The sequence below is a fragment of the Microcoleus sp. C2D2 genome (assembly GCF_036702495.1).
GTDB lineage: Bacteria > Cyanobacteriota > Cyanobacteriia > Cyanobacteriales > Microcoleaceae > Microcoleus.
Genome location: NZ_JAUBTO010000016.1, coordinates 23,772 through 40,863 on the forward strand (window position 1 = coordinate 23,772; position 17,092 = coordinate 40,863).

Genomic DNA, 17,092 nt, shown 5'->3' on the forward strand with positions numbered 1-17,092 from the left:
GTTTGAGGGAGGAAAATCTTTCGTGGAGTGCGATCGCCAGGAGTTAAAAAACCCGCTTTCTTTGGTATCAGCGCCTAACTTCAGATTTAATTAGGTGGACGTAAATATCACAAACATTTACTTTTGTCAAATTTTGTGAAGATTTAGTTAACAATCATCCCAAACGCATAAATTCAAGTGTTTCTGGCGGATAATTTGTATAGAGTTACCAGGTTAAGTAAGCATTTTAGAAGCTTTTACTAAAAACAGAAAGTAGCAATGACCGAAATCAACTGGCTCAAGCACGTCCAAGAACCTAAATACTGGCTGTTAGGCATCGCCTCCGGTTTGATAGCCCTGCACCTAACTCTGACTTCTAGAACAAACGACACTGACCTATTCGGCACAATGTTACTGTTTTGGGGAGTCGTGGCATTTCTCATTTGGGAAAGGCACGAATCGTTAACTTTTGAAAGCGGAGTTTTCGCCAGCTTTTTTGGGGCCTCGTTAATTGCTTTAATATTGCTCAAAAGTTCGTCGATATCTGGATACGACTTGTTTCTCAGAGCAACACCTTTTTTGTCTGGAATCAGTCTCGCATTGCTGGCTTCTGGCACAAAAGGACTGAAACAATATTGGCAGGAACTTCTAATTCTTGGCTATACAGCTATTCCTCCCGGATTGATCGGAGTATTAGTTGATATAGCCCTATTAACAGCAAAGTTTTCAGCTTTTATCCTGCACTATCTAGGATTTGAAGTTTTGCGGAAAGGGGTTTTGCTAATCCTGGAAAAGGGAAGCGTAGAAGTGTATCACGGCTGTTCGGGGGCGAATGTGATTCTACAATTGTTAGGAATGGCTGTAATTTTCTTGCTAATGTTTCCAACAACGGTGGGTCAGAAAATTGTAGTGCCACTCGTGGCAATAATTAGTGCATTTGTAGTGAATGCTGCGCGAGTTGCTCTCCTGGCAGTGCTGGTATCGCTATCTCAACCCGAAGCATTTAAATACTGGCACGAAGGAAGTGGTTCGGTAATCTTTTCGATGATTGCTGTATTTATTTTCGGTTTATTCTGCTGGTTTGCAATTTTGAAAGACCAACCCCAAAATAAGGAAGAACAGAATTGCTAATGGCTATTACCTCTTGGAAACCAGTTAGGCTTTCCCTGTTGGCTGTTACTTTGGGAGGGGTTTTGTTGGTTGCCGGAAAATTGGTTTTCTATCCATCTGCCCCCAATAATCAGGCAACCCCGTTTGAGTTTCCCGAGTCGGTGCCTCTAGCCGATTGGGAACTGTACAAGAGCGCGCCGCTCGAAATTAGCGACAATTCACAAGTCAAAGCTGCCAGGAAATATGAATATCAAAAAAATAGCATGGCTCTAGAAATAGAGATGCGCTATGCCGTAGGCACCATTGGGGAAGTGGAAGATATGATGAAGGGACATACAGTTCTCAAGTCGTCTCCTGGTAAACTAGCATTAGTAAACACTCAAGGCGCGGGGTTTCACGGAATTTTGCAACTGAAAAATCGACTGTATTTGAGTTCGTGTATCAATCCTAGCGGCGGTGCTACAGTCACTTCCCAACAGTTTAGATATAATCGAAATACTCGCGATTGGCACCCCAACCGCATTCTGTTTTGGTTGTTGGGTCGGGGAAATATTCAAGACCTGCGCTGTTTGTGGACTCAGATGTCTGTGCCTTTGGATAAAACAACTCCAGAAGATGCCAAAAAAATTCTAGAGAATGCTTGGGTTTCTTGGTATCGGTGGTGGCAGCCGCGATTTCCCGAGCCTTGAGCCGAGTCAGTCGATTTTAGATTTGAGATTTTAGATTTACTCCACAGATGAATCTGGAAGCTTGAACAAGAGTCTAAAATTTTTGACTCTCCACGACAGGAGTACGTGGCACGGTATCCGTTTTTGGGCGGGATCGAGAGAGATTTTTCTTAACAACAACTCTGATGATTTTATGAATGACGTACAAGGCGATCAAGGTTTTTCTATCTACAGGCTGCGTTGGATTGGCTACGGTCTATTAATTTTGTCTGTATTAGATACGATTGCAACTCTTATACCAGCAAATTTTGGCAATCGCCTCTGGGAATTGCAGACGATTGGGGCAATAGTGGAACGGGTGCCAGTTCCTCTACTGGCAATGGCGCTGATATTTTTTGGAGAAGGGTACGACCGCAGAAGTTTGGAAAACCTTTTTTTGAAGCTTTTGTCTTGGGTGTGTCTGCTGCTAGGTCTGGTTTTTCTATTAATGCTGCCTTTGGGAATTTTTGGCACTATCTACGTCAACAACCAAAACAACCAGCAAATTGATACTCAAGCAAAGCAACAATTTGCTCAGTTGCAGCAGGTGGAAGAACGGCTGACTAAGGGTAGTCCTCAAGATTTAAAGAATTTGGCGGCGGAACTTACCCGTTTGGGGGTACAAGCGGATACGGAAAACCCACAGCAATTGAAAGACCAAATTCTTTCGAGAATTACTCCGGCTAAGGAACGGTTGCAGACGCAAAAAGACGCGGTTCAGTCAAATCAGCGCTTGGGGTTATTTAAAAATGCTGTTAAGTGGCTGCTGGGCGCGCTGATTTCTAGTGTTTTGTTTTTTACGCTGTGGCGCGGTACTGATTGGGCTCGGTAGTAGTTTTGAGTTTTGAGTTTTGAGTTGGTAAGGTGCGCATTGCTCACCCTACCAACTTATAAATGCAAACAGAAGCCACACATTTCAACTTCTATTATTTAAGAGTCTGCACTTCAGGATATGCCAAAATTTTCGCGTCAGCCGTCAGCACCGGACACTCATGTATTTTCGCTGTTGCTACAATAATTTGGTCAGCAGGATGGCGGTGAAAACCCGTGAGTTTGGTTGACTGATTTTTGAGGGATTAAGGTTTCTATTCGCTTCTGTATTTTGGTAGAAATGCGAAATACTAGGAGTCCTTTGACTAGCTCAATACGGATAGAACCCTCGCTCGGTAAGCTGTTGAGTAAACGGTGCAGATTGAGAAGCAAATTACTTGTTATAGTAGCTCGGTTTAAATGTTATCGGAAGGTGCGGAATGCGCACCCTACAAAGTTAAGAACTTAGGTGCTGTATGAGGGTATTTTCTAGTTTGTCTGCAATCCCTTCGACCCAGTTTTCATCTTGTTTTGTGTAGCTGCGGGGTGCGTTAGCACCTAAGATTAAAACGCCTTGAGTGCCGATTGGCTGACAGATGACTCCTTGAGTATTTTCTGGCAAATAGTCAAATTCAATTCGCCCGGGATAAATATTGAGATTTACTAAATAAACTGGTTTGTTTTTGTCGAACACTCGCTGCAAAATCGGCCCGGGTTTGACTTCGGGATTGATGCCTAAAATGCCGCGCCGCAATAGGATTTTTCCTTGATACAAAATCACGATCGACCTTGTGGCGGTATTTGTCAACAGCAAACGCGACGCCCAGGCTAATTCTATTTTCACAGCCTCAGGCAAATCCGGCGCAAATTCAAAACCTTCTTCGCCTATAAGTTTTACCGAATCCGGCGATCGCGCTTGCACCTGCTGCCACAGCAAACCTGTTAAAATCAGCAGAGCGCTGATAATTACTCCCAAAGCGTCCGATCGAGCTTGAGAATCTGTGATTTGCTCTGTCAGCAAGCGGTTGACCATTAGCAGCGTACCTGCTAACCCTCCTGCAACTAAGGGCAATTGCCGCAAAACTCTATTGGGATCAGATTTTGTCATTAGTCATTAGTCATTAGTCATTAGTCATTAGTCATTAGTCAACAGTCAGCAGTCATTAGTCAGTAGTCAGTAGTCATTAGTCAACAGTCAACAGTCAACAGTCAACAGTCAACAGTCAGTAATCATTAGTCATTAGTCATTGGTAATTGGTAGTTGGTAATTTAACTAATGCCAACTGCCAACTGCCAACTGCCAACTGACTTTATCCTACTTCTCCAATTTCGACAATTCGCTGGAACAGATAGCCTGTGCCCCGGGCGGTGAGAATTAATTCGGGATTGCTGGGGTCGTCTTCCAACTTGGCCCTAAGCCGCGAGATGTGAACGTCCACTACGCGGGTGTCTACGTGGCGTTCTGGCGTGTATCCCCACACTTCCTGCAAAATTTCCGATCGCGAAAAAGGCTCTCCAGAACGGCTGACAAGCAGTTCTAACAGGCTGAATTCCATGCCCGTGAGCCGAATTCGTTCGTCGCCTTTGTAAACTTGGCGCTTGTTTGTGTCAATCCTAATATTGGTGACGTGGATGACTCCGGAACTGGGAATCCCCGAGGCGCCGTTTTTGTCAACCCTCCGCAGTACCGAACGGATGCGGGCTTCGAGTTCTTTGGGAGAGAAAGGTTTGACGACGTAATCGTCGGCGCCCAATTCTAAACCGGTGATGCGATCGGCTACGTCTCCCAAAGCAGTTAGCATGATGATGGGCACGTCTGACTCTTTGCGCAACTCCTGACAGACGCCGTAACCGTCTAGCTTCGGCATCATCACGTCCAAAACCACTAAGTCGGGTTCGGTGTTGCGAAATGTTTCCAGAGCTTCTTCGCCGTCAGCAGCGGTGACGACATCGTAGCCAATCATGGAAAGGCGAGTCTCCAGAATGCGGCGGATACTGGCTTCGTCATCGACTACCAGAATTTTTTCTTTATGGTTTTCCAAGTTACCGAGCACTCCTTAAGTTACATTTCAGATAGTGTTAATTTTTTGTACCCTATCATAGAAGACACCAATTGAATCATGTGTGGGGCTCGGTCTGAAAGCTTGATAATTGCTTTAACTCAAACTTTTCTAAATGTTAGGGTGACTATTTATCATATTGACACTCCCCGGTCTCAAGGCGCAGGGATTCTTGGTTCCGCGTCGTGAATTGCTGAGATAGGTTTGCACCAACCTCAGTAGCGGTCTCAACTCCCCAAACGTTTATTGGATCTCGTCCAAAAGTTCCGACGTGCCCCGTCGTACTTAATCCTCGACTCAGGATATTTCTAGCTGCATTGTGGTCTCTATCTAGGACGCATCCACACTGACAAGCATGGGTACGGGTGGATAGAGTCTTTTTCACCACTGTCCCACAGCTAGAGCATTCAAGGCTCGTATAAGCTGGATTTACGGCAATCGTGATTTTCCCAAACACCTTGCCGAAATATTCCAGCCAAATACGGAACTGATACCAAGATGCGTCGTTAATCGATTTTGCAAGGCAGTGATTCTTTACCATATTTCGCACTCTCAAATCGACCTAGGCCACTACATCGTTTGATGTGATTACGCACCGCGCTAACTTGACAGCATGGTGCAATACGATTGCCTACTTATTTTGAGATGCCTCTTACCCAGAACCACCCGTGCTTTGCGACGATTGTTTGAACCCTTAACCCCCTTTGATAAGCGCTTTTGGGCCTTCTTTAATCTCAATTCACCTGTGCGGAGGAATCGGGGATTGATTGCTGTTTCACCCTTTGAATCGGTATAGAATTCCTTCAAACCCACATCTAACCCAATAGCATTACCCGTTGCGGGGATAGATTCAGAGCGGTCTACGGAAATACTAAACTGAACATAGACACCATCAGTTCTCTTCACCAGTCGAACCGGTTTTACTTGGTCTAAGCTATAGAACAGCAGAGTGCGAGTCCCTTTCAGCTTGAGTTTACCTATCCCACATTTATCGGTGAAGGTGATTGATTTTCGGTCTTCTGCCAGTTTCCACCCAGAGGTTTTGTATTCTACAGAGCGACAATTTTTCTGGAATTTAGGGAAACCTTTTTTCTTGAGAGTCTTTTTCTGGCAATTTTCGTAGAACCGAGTTATTGCAGCCCATGCCCGTTCTGCACTAGCCTGCCTTGCCATAGAATTTAATCTATTTGCCAAGTCAAATTCTTTTGCCAGAACAGCACAGTTCCGAGACATCTCTAACCAAGACTTAGCGTTGCCATCCATCCACAGCCTGAGCGATTTGTTCCGAATAAACTGAGTTATCCGAATCGCCTCGTCTACTGCAACGAACTGAAACGCTTTGCCGTAGGCTTTGAACTCAAGAACTAGCATAGAATTTCCTCCTATTCTTATAGTAGCACACCTAATATAAGAAGGGCTTGAAATGCTACTATAGATTAACAAGTAGCCCTGAAGTGCGGGGCTTTAAACCCATCTTTTTGGTAAACAATGCCTAAGCCTCGAATACAATATATTTGTCGGGAATGCGGGTATGATTCACCACAATATTTTGGCAGGTGTCCTAGCTGTCAGAAGTGGGATTCTTTTGACGAGCAGGTAGAACAACCTACTGCAGGTGTGCCGCGGGCTGGTTTAACTGGGGTGACAACTAAGACAGTGGGCGGTTCGCCCCCTGATAAGTCGAAGGGTCAACCAAGGGTATCTTTCAGATTATCGCAGATTGCTGACCAAACTCAGTCTCGCTGGCCTTCGGGTTACGGGGAACTCGATCGAGTTTTGGGAGGCGGGATTGTTCCCGGATCCCTGGTGTTGATTGGGGGGGAACCGGGAATCGGGAAATCGACGCTACTGTTGCAGGTGGCGAATATGTTGGCCCGCAAGGATCGGATACTGTATGTCAGTGCCGAGGAGTCCGGCCAGCAGGTGAAGTTGCGATCGCAGCGTTTGGGCGTGGCTAATCCGGTTGAGTTGTCAAGCAACGGCGGGCATAAATCCGATCGCAACGGGGAAGCTAAAACGGATTCCGAGGACAATTCAGCGGAGAATTTCTATTTGCTTCCCGAGACGGATTTAGAAGTTGTTTTGCGGGAGTTGGAAGCGCTGAAACCGAATGTGGCGGTGATTGACAGCATCCAAACTATTTATTTTGCTAGTTTAACATCGGCTCCGGGTTCGGTGGCTCAGGTGCGGGAATGTACATCTGCTTTGATGCAGGTAGCGAAAAGGGAAAATATTACTTTATTTATTGTCGGTCACGTTACGAAAGATGGAGCTTTGGCCGGGCCGAGGGTTTTGGAACATTTGGTAGATACTGTACTGTATTTTGAGGGCGATCGCTTTGCTTCTCATCGACTTTTGCGATCGATGAAAAACCGTTTTGGCGCGACTCACGAAATCGGCGTTTTTGAAATGGTAGCCCACGGTTTGCGAGAAGTAGATAATCCGTCGGAGTTGTTTTTAGGAAATAGAGATGAATTTTCTCCCGGTACTTCGACGACTGTTACTTGCGAAGGAACTCGACCGATTTTAGTGGAAATTCAGGCCTTAGTCAGCCCTGCAAGTTTCGGTTCCCCGCGCCGCACTACTACTGGTGTGGACAATGCTAGATTGCAGCAAATTTTAGCTGTTTTGGAGAAAAGGGTGGGGATTCCTTTATCTAAATTAGATGTGATTTTGGCGACGGTGGGCGGGTTGAAGGTGGACGAACCGGCGGCGGATTTGGCAGTTGCGATCGCCGTTGTGGCCAGTTTTCGCGATCGGGTGGTTGATGCACGCACTGTCTTGCTTGGGGAAGTTGGTTTGGGGGGACAGGTGCGGCCGGTTTCGCAATTAGAGTTGCGGCTGAGGGAGGCGGCGAAACTGGGTTTCAAAAGGGCGATCGTTCCTAAGAATCAACCCGTGCCAGATTTGGGGATGGAGATTATTCCGGTGGCGAAAGTAATCGATGCAATTATTGCGGCGATTCCGGCTACTCCGGCTCAGTTGCAGTCGGTTGATTTGGAGTTGCAGTCGGTTGATTTGGACGAAGATGATTTGTTGAATTGAGTTAGAATAGTAATGTTGGAAATTGAGAGTAAGGAGGCATAAATTATGTATCAAGTAGACATTATTGAGGCAAAAGAAAAGCTTCTGGAATTAATCGAAGCGGCGATGAGAGGCGAAGAAGTGGCGATTACTCAAGATAACCAGCCTGTTGTAAAATTGGTAGGAATACCCCCAGCTAATAAGAAGCGCTGGCCATCCAAAGCTGGGAGTGCTAAAGGAATGGTTTGGATGTCCGATGATTTTGACGAACCGCTAGAAGAGTTTAAGGAGTATATGGAATGAGGTTGTTGTTGGACACTCATACTTTCATTTGGTATGTCACGGACAACCCTAGACTTAGCGCCCATGTCAAACTGCTAATTGAAAATGAAAATAACGAGAAGCTAGTCAGTATAGCTAGCATCTGGGAAATGGCGATTAAGCACAGCATAGGCAGGCTAAACTTTAGTCTGCCTTTTATGGAGTTTGTCGGACAGCAACTCACTGTTAGCAATATCGGACTACTGGAGATTAATCTCCAGCACATTGAGGTTGTGGCTTCACTGCCTTTGCATCACCGTGACCCATTTGACAGGCTGATAATTGCACAATCTATGGCGGAACAGATACCGATTTTGAGCGTTGATGCTATTTTTGATGCTTATGCGAGCGCGGGTGTGGTGAATTAAGTTAGTTTAAAAATAAAGAGGCGAAGATAAAACAATTTAAAATCATCATGGAAAAACATTCCGATGGTTATGTAGCCTATCCCCTTGGTATCAAAGGTGCCGTAGTTGGTGAAGGTGACACCTATGAAGAAGCCTTAGCTGATGTCAAGTCAGCTATTCGCTGCTACATAGAAGTATTTGGCAAAGAAACAATGGAAAACGAATTACCTGCGATCGAGACTTTTTTAGTAGAAGCAGACGTGGCTATTTAATGTCAAAGTTTCCTGTCGATGCTTCTAAAAGACGAGTCATATCATGTCCGGTCGATTCCCTCCGCTTCGCTTCGCCCGAAATCAGGTAGGGGCGGGTAAACCTGCCAATATCTGCCAACAATCTCCAATCTCAAAAACCCGCCCGGCCGGGATATTATGGTCAATCGATCGGACATGATATCATCAGAACATTTCAGTTGTTGAGTTTTCGGATTATTAGAGAACGCGAACATATTGTCATGGTGCGATAGAATCAGGATGGCACGGAGACTCCGTTAGTAATGCCTAACCACGATAAAATAAAATCAGGGACACTGAGAGCAATTTGTACTCATGCGGGAATTTCTAGAGAGGAAATTTTAATAGCTTATGCACAAAGTTGAGTGCAGATGCTATCTACGATAACACTTGAAATATGTCAAATTAGAGATTGCCTTTTTTGAGGTGCGTTTTCAATCAAACATGAAAAAATCAAAAAGACGTAAAAATCAGTGGTCAAATGAACTAAACGACATCATTCGAGGTGCATCGGGCGGCTTTTTGTTCGGTACTCCCCTGCTTTATACCATGGAGGTTTGGTGGATCGGTTCGTATACTAAACCAGCGGAAATGTCGATCGCGATCGCAACTACCTTTATCGTCGTTTTCTTGCTGACTCGCACTGAAGGTTTTCGCAAAACTAAGGACATCCGCTGGCGAGATGCTGCAATCGATACCGTAGAAGCAATCGCCATCGGCATTGTCTGCGCGGCTTTTGTCCTGTTTTTGCTCAGGGAAATTACCCCGGAGACTCCGCTGCAAGAAACTTTGGGGAAAATTATCTTTGAAGGCCTGCCGTTTTCCTTGGGAGTTGCCCTGGCAAGAGGTTTCTTGAGCGGCGATCGCTATCAAAGTTCAGACAGCGAAAACGAACCTACCATTAATCCAACTCTAGCAGATATCGGCGCTACTTTAATCGGCGCGATGATAATTGCTTTCAATATCGCCCCAACTGACGAAATTCCCATGCTAGCAGCAGCGATTTCGCCGCCTTGGCAATTAGCAATTATCGCCGCTTCGCTGCTAATTTCCTACGGTATTGTATTTGTAGCAGGCTTTACTTATCAAGCAAAACGGCAGCAACAGCAAGGGATTTTTCAGCGTCCCCTCAGCGAAACTGTCATGGCCTATTTAGTGTCGCTGGCGGCTTCTGCATTTATGATGTTTTTTTTCCACAAACTCAGTTTTGACGACCCGTGGTCGATTTGGTTGAGCTATACGTTAGTATTGGGATTGCCCGCGACTATTGGCGGCGCCGCAGGGAGGTTGGCAGTATGAGTGAAAGTAATAACGAACAGCAACAAAAAAGAACTCCTGCTGAATGGGCGACATTTGCGATCGCCTGCTCGATCCTTTCTATACTCATCGGACTCGTACTCTATAACTGGCTGACTAAAAAACACGAACCTCCGATTATTTCTGTCACTCGCAACACGCCTATTCGCGAAACTCAAGGGCAATTTTACGTGCCGTTTACAGTAACTAACACGGGCGGCGAAACGGCCGAATCAGTGCAAATTATTGCCGAACTGCGCGTCAACGGCGAAGTCTTGGAATCCGGCGACCAGCAAATTGATTTTTTGTCAAGCGGCGAAACTCAAGAAGGAGCTTTTATCTTCAGCCGCAACCCCAGTCAAGGTCAATTGATTGTGCGATCGAGCAGTTATAAACTACCTTAGTAGTGCTAAATAAGTAATGATACATCGTAGTGATGTACAAAATAGCACTTCACTACTATGTGATTTTCTAGCGATTAGGAAAAAGACAAGGTTTTTCCGGTAGTGCCCTAGAAGTAATGATACTAGATTAGCAGTAGTTCTTGGTAATCTATCCCTGACAATGCCTCTTTGTCCTAACTGTTCTTCTTGCCAGACAGTCAAAAACGGTCGCATTCACAACAGTAAACAGCGGTTTAAGTGTGTTAAGTGCGATCGGCAATTCGTTGAACATCCGCATTCATAAGGTGATTGAGCAGGAGACACGAGAACTAATTGATCGATTGTGGTTAGAACGTATTTCACTTGCCGGGATTGCTCGTGCGATCCAGATTTCTCAGCAATGGCTCCAACCCTACGTTAATGAGAAATATGCTGGGATACCCCGAAGCGTCGATTGAAGCCGTAGGAGAAGCCAGTTATTTACCTGTCTCCTTTTTCTCCGGATTTAAATCTAATTAAAAGTAAAAGAGTCTAAGCTCAAAGAATATCTACGTTCGGTTGGTGCACGTAAGTAGTGACACCTGAGAGTCAGCAATTGTACGGAGTCGAATCGCTCACTCTCAAAGATATCAAAAATTGGTTCACTCATTGTTGTTACTGTACCTCATACGGTTGAAAACCGCTGTAAACGAAGGCGGGCGAGGCGGATTTTAAAAGGGCAAAATCTCTCCTAGCCATGATTAGGGGTTAAACCCCCCACTACAGACCATTGATATTTTTTTGCGCCTATTTACTTCGCCGCGGGATGTGCTATCATCAAAAATATAAAAATTAGATAAAAAATGTGATCTATTTTACAATAGTTCAGACATCATTTTTAAGCTAATTAACCAAAAAACATTTTTTTCAGGGTTCACTATTAAAGAAAGAATGAGATTTTTAGGGAAACTGCCGCTACTATTTACTTTCGCACACCATCAAATACTCTACTGTTAACAGAGGTACAATATTTATGAATATTAAGGCTAAGTACAAACTCATCGAAAAAATTAATGTGGGTTTAAATACAGTAGTTTATCGCGCAGATAGGAGGGAAGATCATACTGCTGTGATTATCAAAACCCTGATCGCAGACTATCCTACTCTCGAAGAGATTATGCAGTTGAGACATGAATATGAAATCTCCCGACATCTCAATTTAGAAGGTATTGTCAAGGCTTATGGATTGGAAAATGATCGTAATGGTCTAGCAATAATATTGGAAGATTCAAAAGGAGAAGCCCTCAACAACTTTTTGAATCATCGCCAACTAGAACTCAAAGAGTTTTTGGAAATTGCTATTCAGTTAGCAGATACTCTGGGTAAGTTGCATGACAACAAAATTATTCATAAAGATATTAAGCCGACAAATATCATCATTACTCCTGCTACGCTCGACGTAAAAATTACTGACTTTAGCATTGCCACGCGGTTGTCTAGAGAAACCTCAACACTCAGCCATCCCACTTTACTAGAAGGCACACTCGCCTATATATCGCCAGAGCAAACAGGGCGGATGAATCGCTCAATTGACTATCGCACCGACTTCTACTCTTTAGGTATCACCTTCTATGAAATGCTGTGCGGTGAAGTGCCATTTCAGGCTACAGATCCGATGGAATTAGTTCACTGCCACATCGCTAAACAGCCTGTCCACCTCTGGGAAATTATATGGGGGTACGAGCAAAAGAGCAGAGTAAAAATTACCAGAGACAATCCCACCTTTAAAAGTCAAAATCGTGAGATTATCAAAGCGATTTGTGACATAGTGATGAAATTATTAGCCAAAACTGCTGAAGATAGATATCAAAGTGGTTATGGTATCAAAGCGGATCTAGAACAATGTTTAAATCAATTACAACAAACTGGCAATATTTCAAACTTCATACTGGGTGAGCGTGATAAGTCCGGTCAATTTCTGATCCCACAAAAACTGTACGGACGAGAAGCACAAGTAGCCACACTGATGGATGCCTTTGAGCGGGTTAGCACTGGAACAGCCGAGCTCATGCTAGTTTCCGGTTACTCAGGAATAGGTAAATCTTGCTTAGTTTATGAAATCCACAAACCCATTGTCGGAGCAAGGGGTTATTTTATCGCTGGCAAGTTTGACCAATTTAAACGTAATATTCCCTATGGAGCTTTAATTCAAGCTTTTCAAGAACTAATTCGCCAAGTATTAACAGAAAGCTCTGAAAAAATCAACTTGTGGAAACATAAGATTTTAAATGATTTAGGTCAAAATACTAGAGTTATAATTGACGTTATCCCGGAATTGGAATTGATCGTTGGTGAGCAACCTGAAGTTTCTCAATTAGGGTCAAGCGAATCACAAAACCGTTTCAATCTGACCTTTAAACAATTCATTCATGTTTTTACCCAAAAAGCACATCCGCTAGTTTTATTTTTAGATGATTTGCAGTGGGCCGATTCTGCTTCTTTGAAATTGGTTCATGTGCTGCTAACTGACCGAGATAGCCAATATTTATTGGTGATTGGGGCCTATCGAGATAACGAAGTCAGCCCAACTCATCCGTTAATGCAGACCTTAGATAGTATTTATTCCTGCGGGTCAATAATACATAATATCGTTCTCCAACCGTTGACACTTAGTACAGTCAATCAATTAGTTGCTGACACTTTGGGTGACAACCGCTCATCAGCAGTCCCCTCTATTGCTGGTTTTTCCGAGCAATACGGAGAAATTGAGGGAGAAAGTTTGCTTGCTAAAAACAATCACAATGAAAGAGAAAAGTGCAAGTTATTAGCTGAGTTAGTTTTCAATAAAACTCAAGGCAATCCCTTCTTCCTCACTCAACTGCTCACCTCCCTGTACGCCGAAAAACTGTTGAAATTTGACTTCAGTATTGGCAGATGGCAGTGGGATATGGGGCAAATTCAAAGTGTGGCGATCGCAGATTATAATGTCGTAGAGCTCATAGCCAGAAACATTCAAAAACTGCCTCGAGACAGCCAGAAAGTTTTAAAGTTAGCAGCTTGTATTGGCAACCGATTTAATTTAGACGTTTTGGCAATAGTAAGTGAAAAATCTATATCAGAAACGGCATCTGCTTTATGGGATGGGCTTCAGACTGGTTTAATTCTGCCCATCGGGGAAAGTGCTTACAAAATACCGTTACTGTGCAAAGGTAATGAGTCCTTGATAATAAGCAATAGCCAAGGAACCCCGTCAGAAATTAATACTTACAAAGTATCCTACAAATTTTTGCATGACCGGGTTCAGCAAGCGGCTTATTCTCTAATTCCTTCTGAGGAACAAAAAACCACCCACCTAAAAATTGGTCAACTCCTGTTACACAATACAGCTCAAGACACCCTAGAAGAAAATGTCTTTGATATTGTTAACCAGCTAAATATCGGAGTAGAATTCATTACTGAGCAAGAAGAAAAATACAAGCTGGCTCAATTAAATTTAATGGCTGCTCGAAAAGCCAAAGCAGCATCAGCTTATGAAGCTGCTGTTATGCAATTAAGAGTAGGGTTAAAACTCTTACCACAAAACAGTTGGCAGAGTAACTACGATCTGACACTAGCACTTTATGTAGAAGCCGTAGAAGCAGAATATCTTACTACCAATTACGAAAGGTCTGCAACTCTTGCTGAAGTTGTTCTGCAACAAGCTAGCACCCTACTCGAAAGAGTGAAAGTATACGAGCTACAAATCCAGTTTTATATGGCTCAAAGTCAGATGTTAAAAGCCATTGATACCGGGCTGCAAGTGCTGGATATGCTGGGTGTTTCCTTGTCAAATGACGTAGGTGACGGGGATTTTGTGGTTGAGCTACCAGAACTCACGGATTTAGACAATATTCCAGAAATGACAGATCCGTATCAATTAGCAGCCTTGCGGATACTGATCAGCCTTCATTCTCCTGCTTGCGTAGTCAAGCCAGATCTTGTACCCGTGCTTATACTTACCCAAACGAAGCTGTCTGTTGAAAGGGGTCATTCAGCACTGGCTGCTTTTGGTTATGCTTTTTATGGCTATATTATATATTCAATGACTGGGGATATAAATGCAGGCTATCATGCAGGTCAGCTAGCTTTAAAGCTGTTGGATAAATTTAATGCTAGAGAATTTCAATGTAAAGTATGCGTTTCATTTTATGGTATGATCGAGCCCTGGAAGGTTCATATTAAGGACACATTAACATCACTACTGGAGGCGCTGCAAAGCGGACTGGAAACTGGAGATATAGAGTATGCGGGCTATATTGCTACTATCTATTGCTCTGGCATTTTTTTGACGGGAAAGCCGTTAGATATAATAAAAGAAGAGCAAGAGCAATATCTTAATTTAGTATTCAAACTAAAACAAGACTATTCTATTTACTACATCCAGATACTCCACCAACTGACTCTAAATCTTAAAAATGAAGCGGAGGTGAAAACTCAGTTAGTTGGCAAGAGTTTCAATGAAACACAAATGTTGCCTGTTTTCATTGAAACTAACAATAGAATGTTGCTATTTATTGTTTATCTCGCCAAGACGATCCTCTTTTATCTATTTAAAGAACCTAAAAATGCTGTTGCCAATGCCAGTTTAGCAGCAGAACACGCAGTTAGTGTCATGACCATGGTAGTTGCTGCTGCTTACAACTTCTACTATTCCTTGGCTCTCCTTGCTCAGTATTCCCAAGTTTCAATATCAGAGCAAAAAGAATACCTTGCTATTGTAGAAACTAATCAACAAAAAATGCAAAAATGGGCATTTAATGCTCCGTTTAACTTCCAGCATAAGTATGAGCTTGTAGAGGCGGAGAAAGCACGGCTTCAAGGGCAAGTTCTAGAAGCAATGGAATATTATGACCGAGCTATAGCAGGAGCTAAAGAACAAGGATACATTCAGGAAGAAGCACTAGCATCGGAACTAGCAGCCGAGTTTTATTTCTCCCTAGGCAGAGACAAGTTTGCTCGAATCTATCTGACACAAGCTTACTACGGGTATATTCGTTGGGGAGCAAAAACTAAAGTTAAAGATTTAGAGTCTAGATATCCTTTGGTATTTTCCGAGATGCTGAGGCGAGAATCCATAGGCATAGAGATTAATAGGACAACAACAACATCGACCACGGGATCAAGTTCGGCGGTTCTGGATTTGTTCACTGTGAACAAAGCATCTTTGGCCTTGGCTGAAGAAATAGTTCTTGATAAGTTGCTAGATAAGTTACTTAAAATTGTGATGGAAAATGCTGGAGCTACAACGGCCTGCCTAATCTTAGAAAAAAATGGAAAGTTAGTGATAGAAGCTACAGGTGTTGTGGATAGAGATGCGGTTGTATTGTGTTCAGAATTACCCGTTGAAAACACTGAGTATCTGCCCATTACCATAATTAATTATGTAGGCATAACTAAAGAAAATGTGGTGTTAAATGATGCAGCAGTGTCACAAAGATTCATGAACGATCCTTACATCAGAAAAACCAAACCCAAGTCAATATTATCTATGCCTATTATTAATCAAGGCAAGCTCATTGGGATTATTTATTTGGAGAATAATATCACAACAGGTGCCTTTACAACGGAGAGGCTAGAGGTATTAAAAATACTTTCTTCACAGATAGCTATATCTCTTAAAAATGCTATGCTCTATGGAAAATTGGAAACCGCAACTCAAAACTTGAAAACAGCTAATGAACAATTAGAGGATTACAACCAAACGCTTGAACAAAAAGTAGAAGAGAGGACTCTGGAGCTCAAGCAAAAAAATAGCCTGCTGAGAGAACAAGCAATTCAACTTGAACTCACCCTCAAAGAATTGCAAGCGACACAGACTCAGCTAATTCAAACTGAAAAGATGTCAAGTCTGGGGCAAATGGTTGCTGGTATAGCTCACGAAATTAACAACCCAATTAACTTTATCTACGGCAATCTTACCCCCGCTAGCGAATATTTTCATGACTTGCTGGGGTTGCTGAATCTCTATCAGGAGCAATTGCCTAATGCAACTCCTGAAATTCAGAATTTGGCAGAAAATATCGATCTGGAATTCTTAATTTCCGATTTTCCAAGACTGCTTGATTCGATGCAGGTAGGGGCAGACCGCATCCGCCAGATTGTCTTGTCGCTGCGGAATTTCTCGCGCTTAGATGAGGCGGAAATGAAAGAAGTAGATATCCATGAAGGGATTGATAGCACTCTGCTATTGTTGCAAAATCAGCTAAAAGCTAAGCCAGAAAATCTAGGTATTGAAATTGTTAAAGAATATGGAAATCTACCTATGGTAGAGTGTTACGCTGGCTTCCTGAACCAAGTATTTATGAATATCCTCAGGAATGCGATTGATGCTATAGAGGAATCATGGGTGAATTATCCTATAGCATCAATCTCAAGTAAAAAATCACAAATTCGTATTGGCACCAGTCTCATAAATAGTAACCAAGTAGAGATTCGGATTGCCGACAATGGAGCGGGGATGACCGAGGAAGTAAGGCAGAAGGTTTTTGACCCTTTCTTTACTACGAAACCTGTCGGCTCTGGCACTGGTTTGGGGCTGGCTATTAGCTACCAGATTGTAGTAGAAAAACATCATGGTAGCCTGACTTGTGTTTCCGAGCCAGGACAGGGAGCAGAGTTCGTGATTGAGATTCCTCTCAAGCAGGAAACTCAGCAAAATTGAGATTGATTTAGCTTGTGCTCGCTGCCAGGCATTTACTTTCCTTGTGGCATTAGAAAAGCGACGGGGCCCAGAGTAAAGATTTTCAT

General features: G+C 43.3%; 13 protein-coding genes and 1 pseudogene. 11 read left to right on the top strand and 3 right to left on the bottom strand.

Annotated elements, in window-relative coordinates:
* Positions 1–258: 258 nt before the first annotated feature.
* The 3 genes from crtA to hpsJ-A all read left to right on the top strand — a co-directional run bounded on the left by crtA (position 259) and on the right by hpsJ-A (position 2,628).
* A complete protein-coding gene (gene crtA, locus QUB61_RS07905; protein ID WP_333127523.1) occupies positions 259–1,110 on the top strand; it encodes a cyanoexosortase A in 852 nt (283 codons plus the stop codon).
* On the top strand, positions 1,110–1,778 hold the full coding sequence (locus QUB61_RS07910; RefSeq protein WP_333127525.1) for a cyanoexosortase A system-associated protein: 669 nt from the start codon (positions 1,110–1,112) through the stop codon (positions 1,776–1,778). Before crtA ends, QUB61_RS07910 begins: the two co-directional genes overlap by 1 nt.
* A 172-nt stretch (positions 1,779–1,950) precedes the next feature.
* Entirely contained in the window at positions 1,951–2,628 is a 678-nt protein-coding gene (gene hpsJ-A / locus QUB61_RS07915) for an HpsJ-like protein, cyanoexosortase A-associated (RefSeq protein WP_333127527.1), read from the top strand.
* Positions 2,629–3,063: 435 nt separating this feature from the next.
* Here hpsJ-A and QUB61_RS07920 read toward each other — a convergent pair whose 3' ends face one another.
* The 3 genes and pseudogenes from QUB61_RS07920 to QUB61_RS07930 form a co-directional block, all read right to left on the bottom strand.
* Positions 3,064–3,714, bottom strand: a complete 651-nt coding sequence (locus tag QUB61_RS07920; RefSeq protein WP_333127528.1) for a cofactor assembly of complex C subunit B — start codon at positions 3,712–3,714, stop codon at positions 3,064–3,066.
* Positions 3,715–3,916: 202 nt separating this feature from the next.
* The gene (rpaB, locus tag QUB61_RS07925; protein ID WP_071587789.1) at positions 3,917–4,648 is read right to left on the bottom strand and encodes a response regulator transcription factor RpaB; all 732 of its coding nucleotides are present in this window, start codon (positions 4,646–4,648) and stop codon (positions 3,917–3,919) included.
* A gap of 145 nt (positions 4,649–4,793) precedes the next feature.
* Positions 4,794–6,037: pseudogene (locus QUB61_RS07930) on the bottom strand (RNA-guided endonuclease InsQ/TnpB family protein).
* A gap of 117 nt (positions 6,038–6,154) precedes the next feature.
* Here QUB61_RS07930 and radA point away from each other — a divergent pair.
* The 8 genes from radA to QUB61_RS07965 all read left to right on the top strand — a co-directional run bounded on the left by radA (position 6,155) and on the right by QUB61_RS07965 (position 17,006).
* Positions 6,155–7,711 (top strand): DNA repair protein RadA, encoded by a 1,557-nt coding sequence (gene radA / locus QUB61_RS07935; protein ID WP_333127530.1) that lies wholly within the window; start codon positions 6,155–6,157, stop codon positions 7,709–7,711.
* Positions 7,712–7,756: 45 nt separating this feature from the next.
* Positions 7,757–7,993, top strand: coding sequence for a type II toxin-antitoxin system prevent-host-death family antitoxin (locus QUB61_RS07940; protein ID WP_333127532.1), 237 nt, complete (start codon positions 7,757–7,759; stop codon positions 7,991–7,993).
* Positions 7,990–8,379 (top strand): type II toxin-antitoxin system VapC family toxin, encoded by a 390-nt coding sequence (locus QUB61_RS07945; RefSeq protein ID WP_333127534.1) that lies wholly within the window; start codon positions 7,990–7,992, stop codon positions 8,377–8,379. Before QUB61_RS07940 ends, QUB61_RS07945 begins: the two co-directional genes overlap by 4 nt.
* A 47-nt stretch (positions 8,380–8,426) precedes the next feature.
* On the top strand, positions 8,427–8,630 hold the full coding sequence (locus QUB61_RS07950) for a hypothetical protein (protein ID WP_333127535.1): 204 nt from the start codon (positions 8,427–8,429) through the stop codon (positions 8,628–8,630).
* A 462-nt stretch (positions 8,631–9,092) separates the two neighbouring features.
* Positions 9,093–9,947 (top strand): TIGR02587 family membrane protein, encoded by an 855-nt coding sequence (locus QUB61_RS07955; protein WP_333127537.1) that lies wholly within the window; start codon positions 9,093–9,095, stop codon positions 9,945–9,947.
* On the top strand, positions 9,944–10,348 hold the full coding sequence (locus tag QUB61_RS07960; RefSeq protein WP_333127539.1) for a TIGR02588 family protein: 405 nt from the start codon (positions 9,944–9,946) through the stop codon (positions 10,346–10,348). The genes QUB61_RS07955 and QUB61_RS07960 overlap by 4 nt, the downstream gene beginning before the upstream one ends.
* Before the next feature lie 160 nt (positions 10,349–10,508).
* Positions 10,509–10,631: an IS1/IS1595 family N-terminal zinc-binding domain-containing protein gene (locus tag QUB61_RS39815; protein ID WP_445300221.1), complete on the top strand. Its 123-nt coding sequence runs from the start codon at positions 10,509–10,511 to the stop codon at positions 10,629–10,631.
* 708 nt (positions 10,632–11,339) lie between these two features.
* A complete protein-coding gene (locus QUB61_RS07965; RefSeq protein ID WP_333127541.1) occupies positions 11,340–17,006 on the top strand; it encodes an AAA family ATPase in 5,667 nt (1,888 codons plus the stop codon).
* The last annotated feature ends 86 nt before the right edge of the window (positions 17,007–17,092 follow it).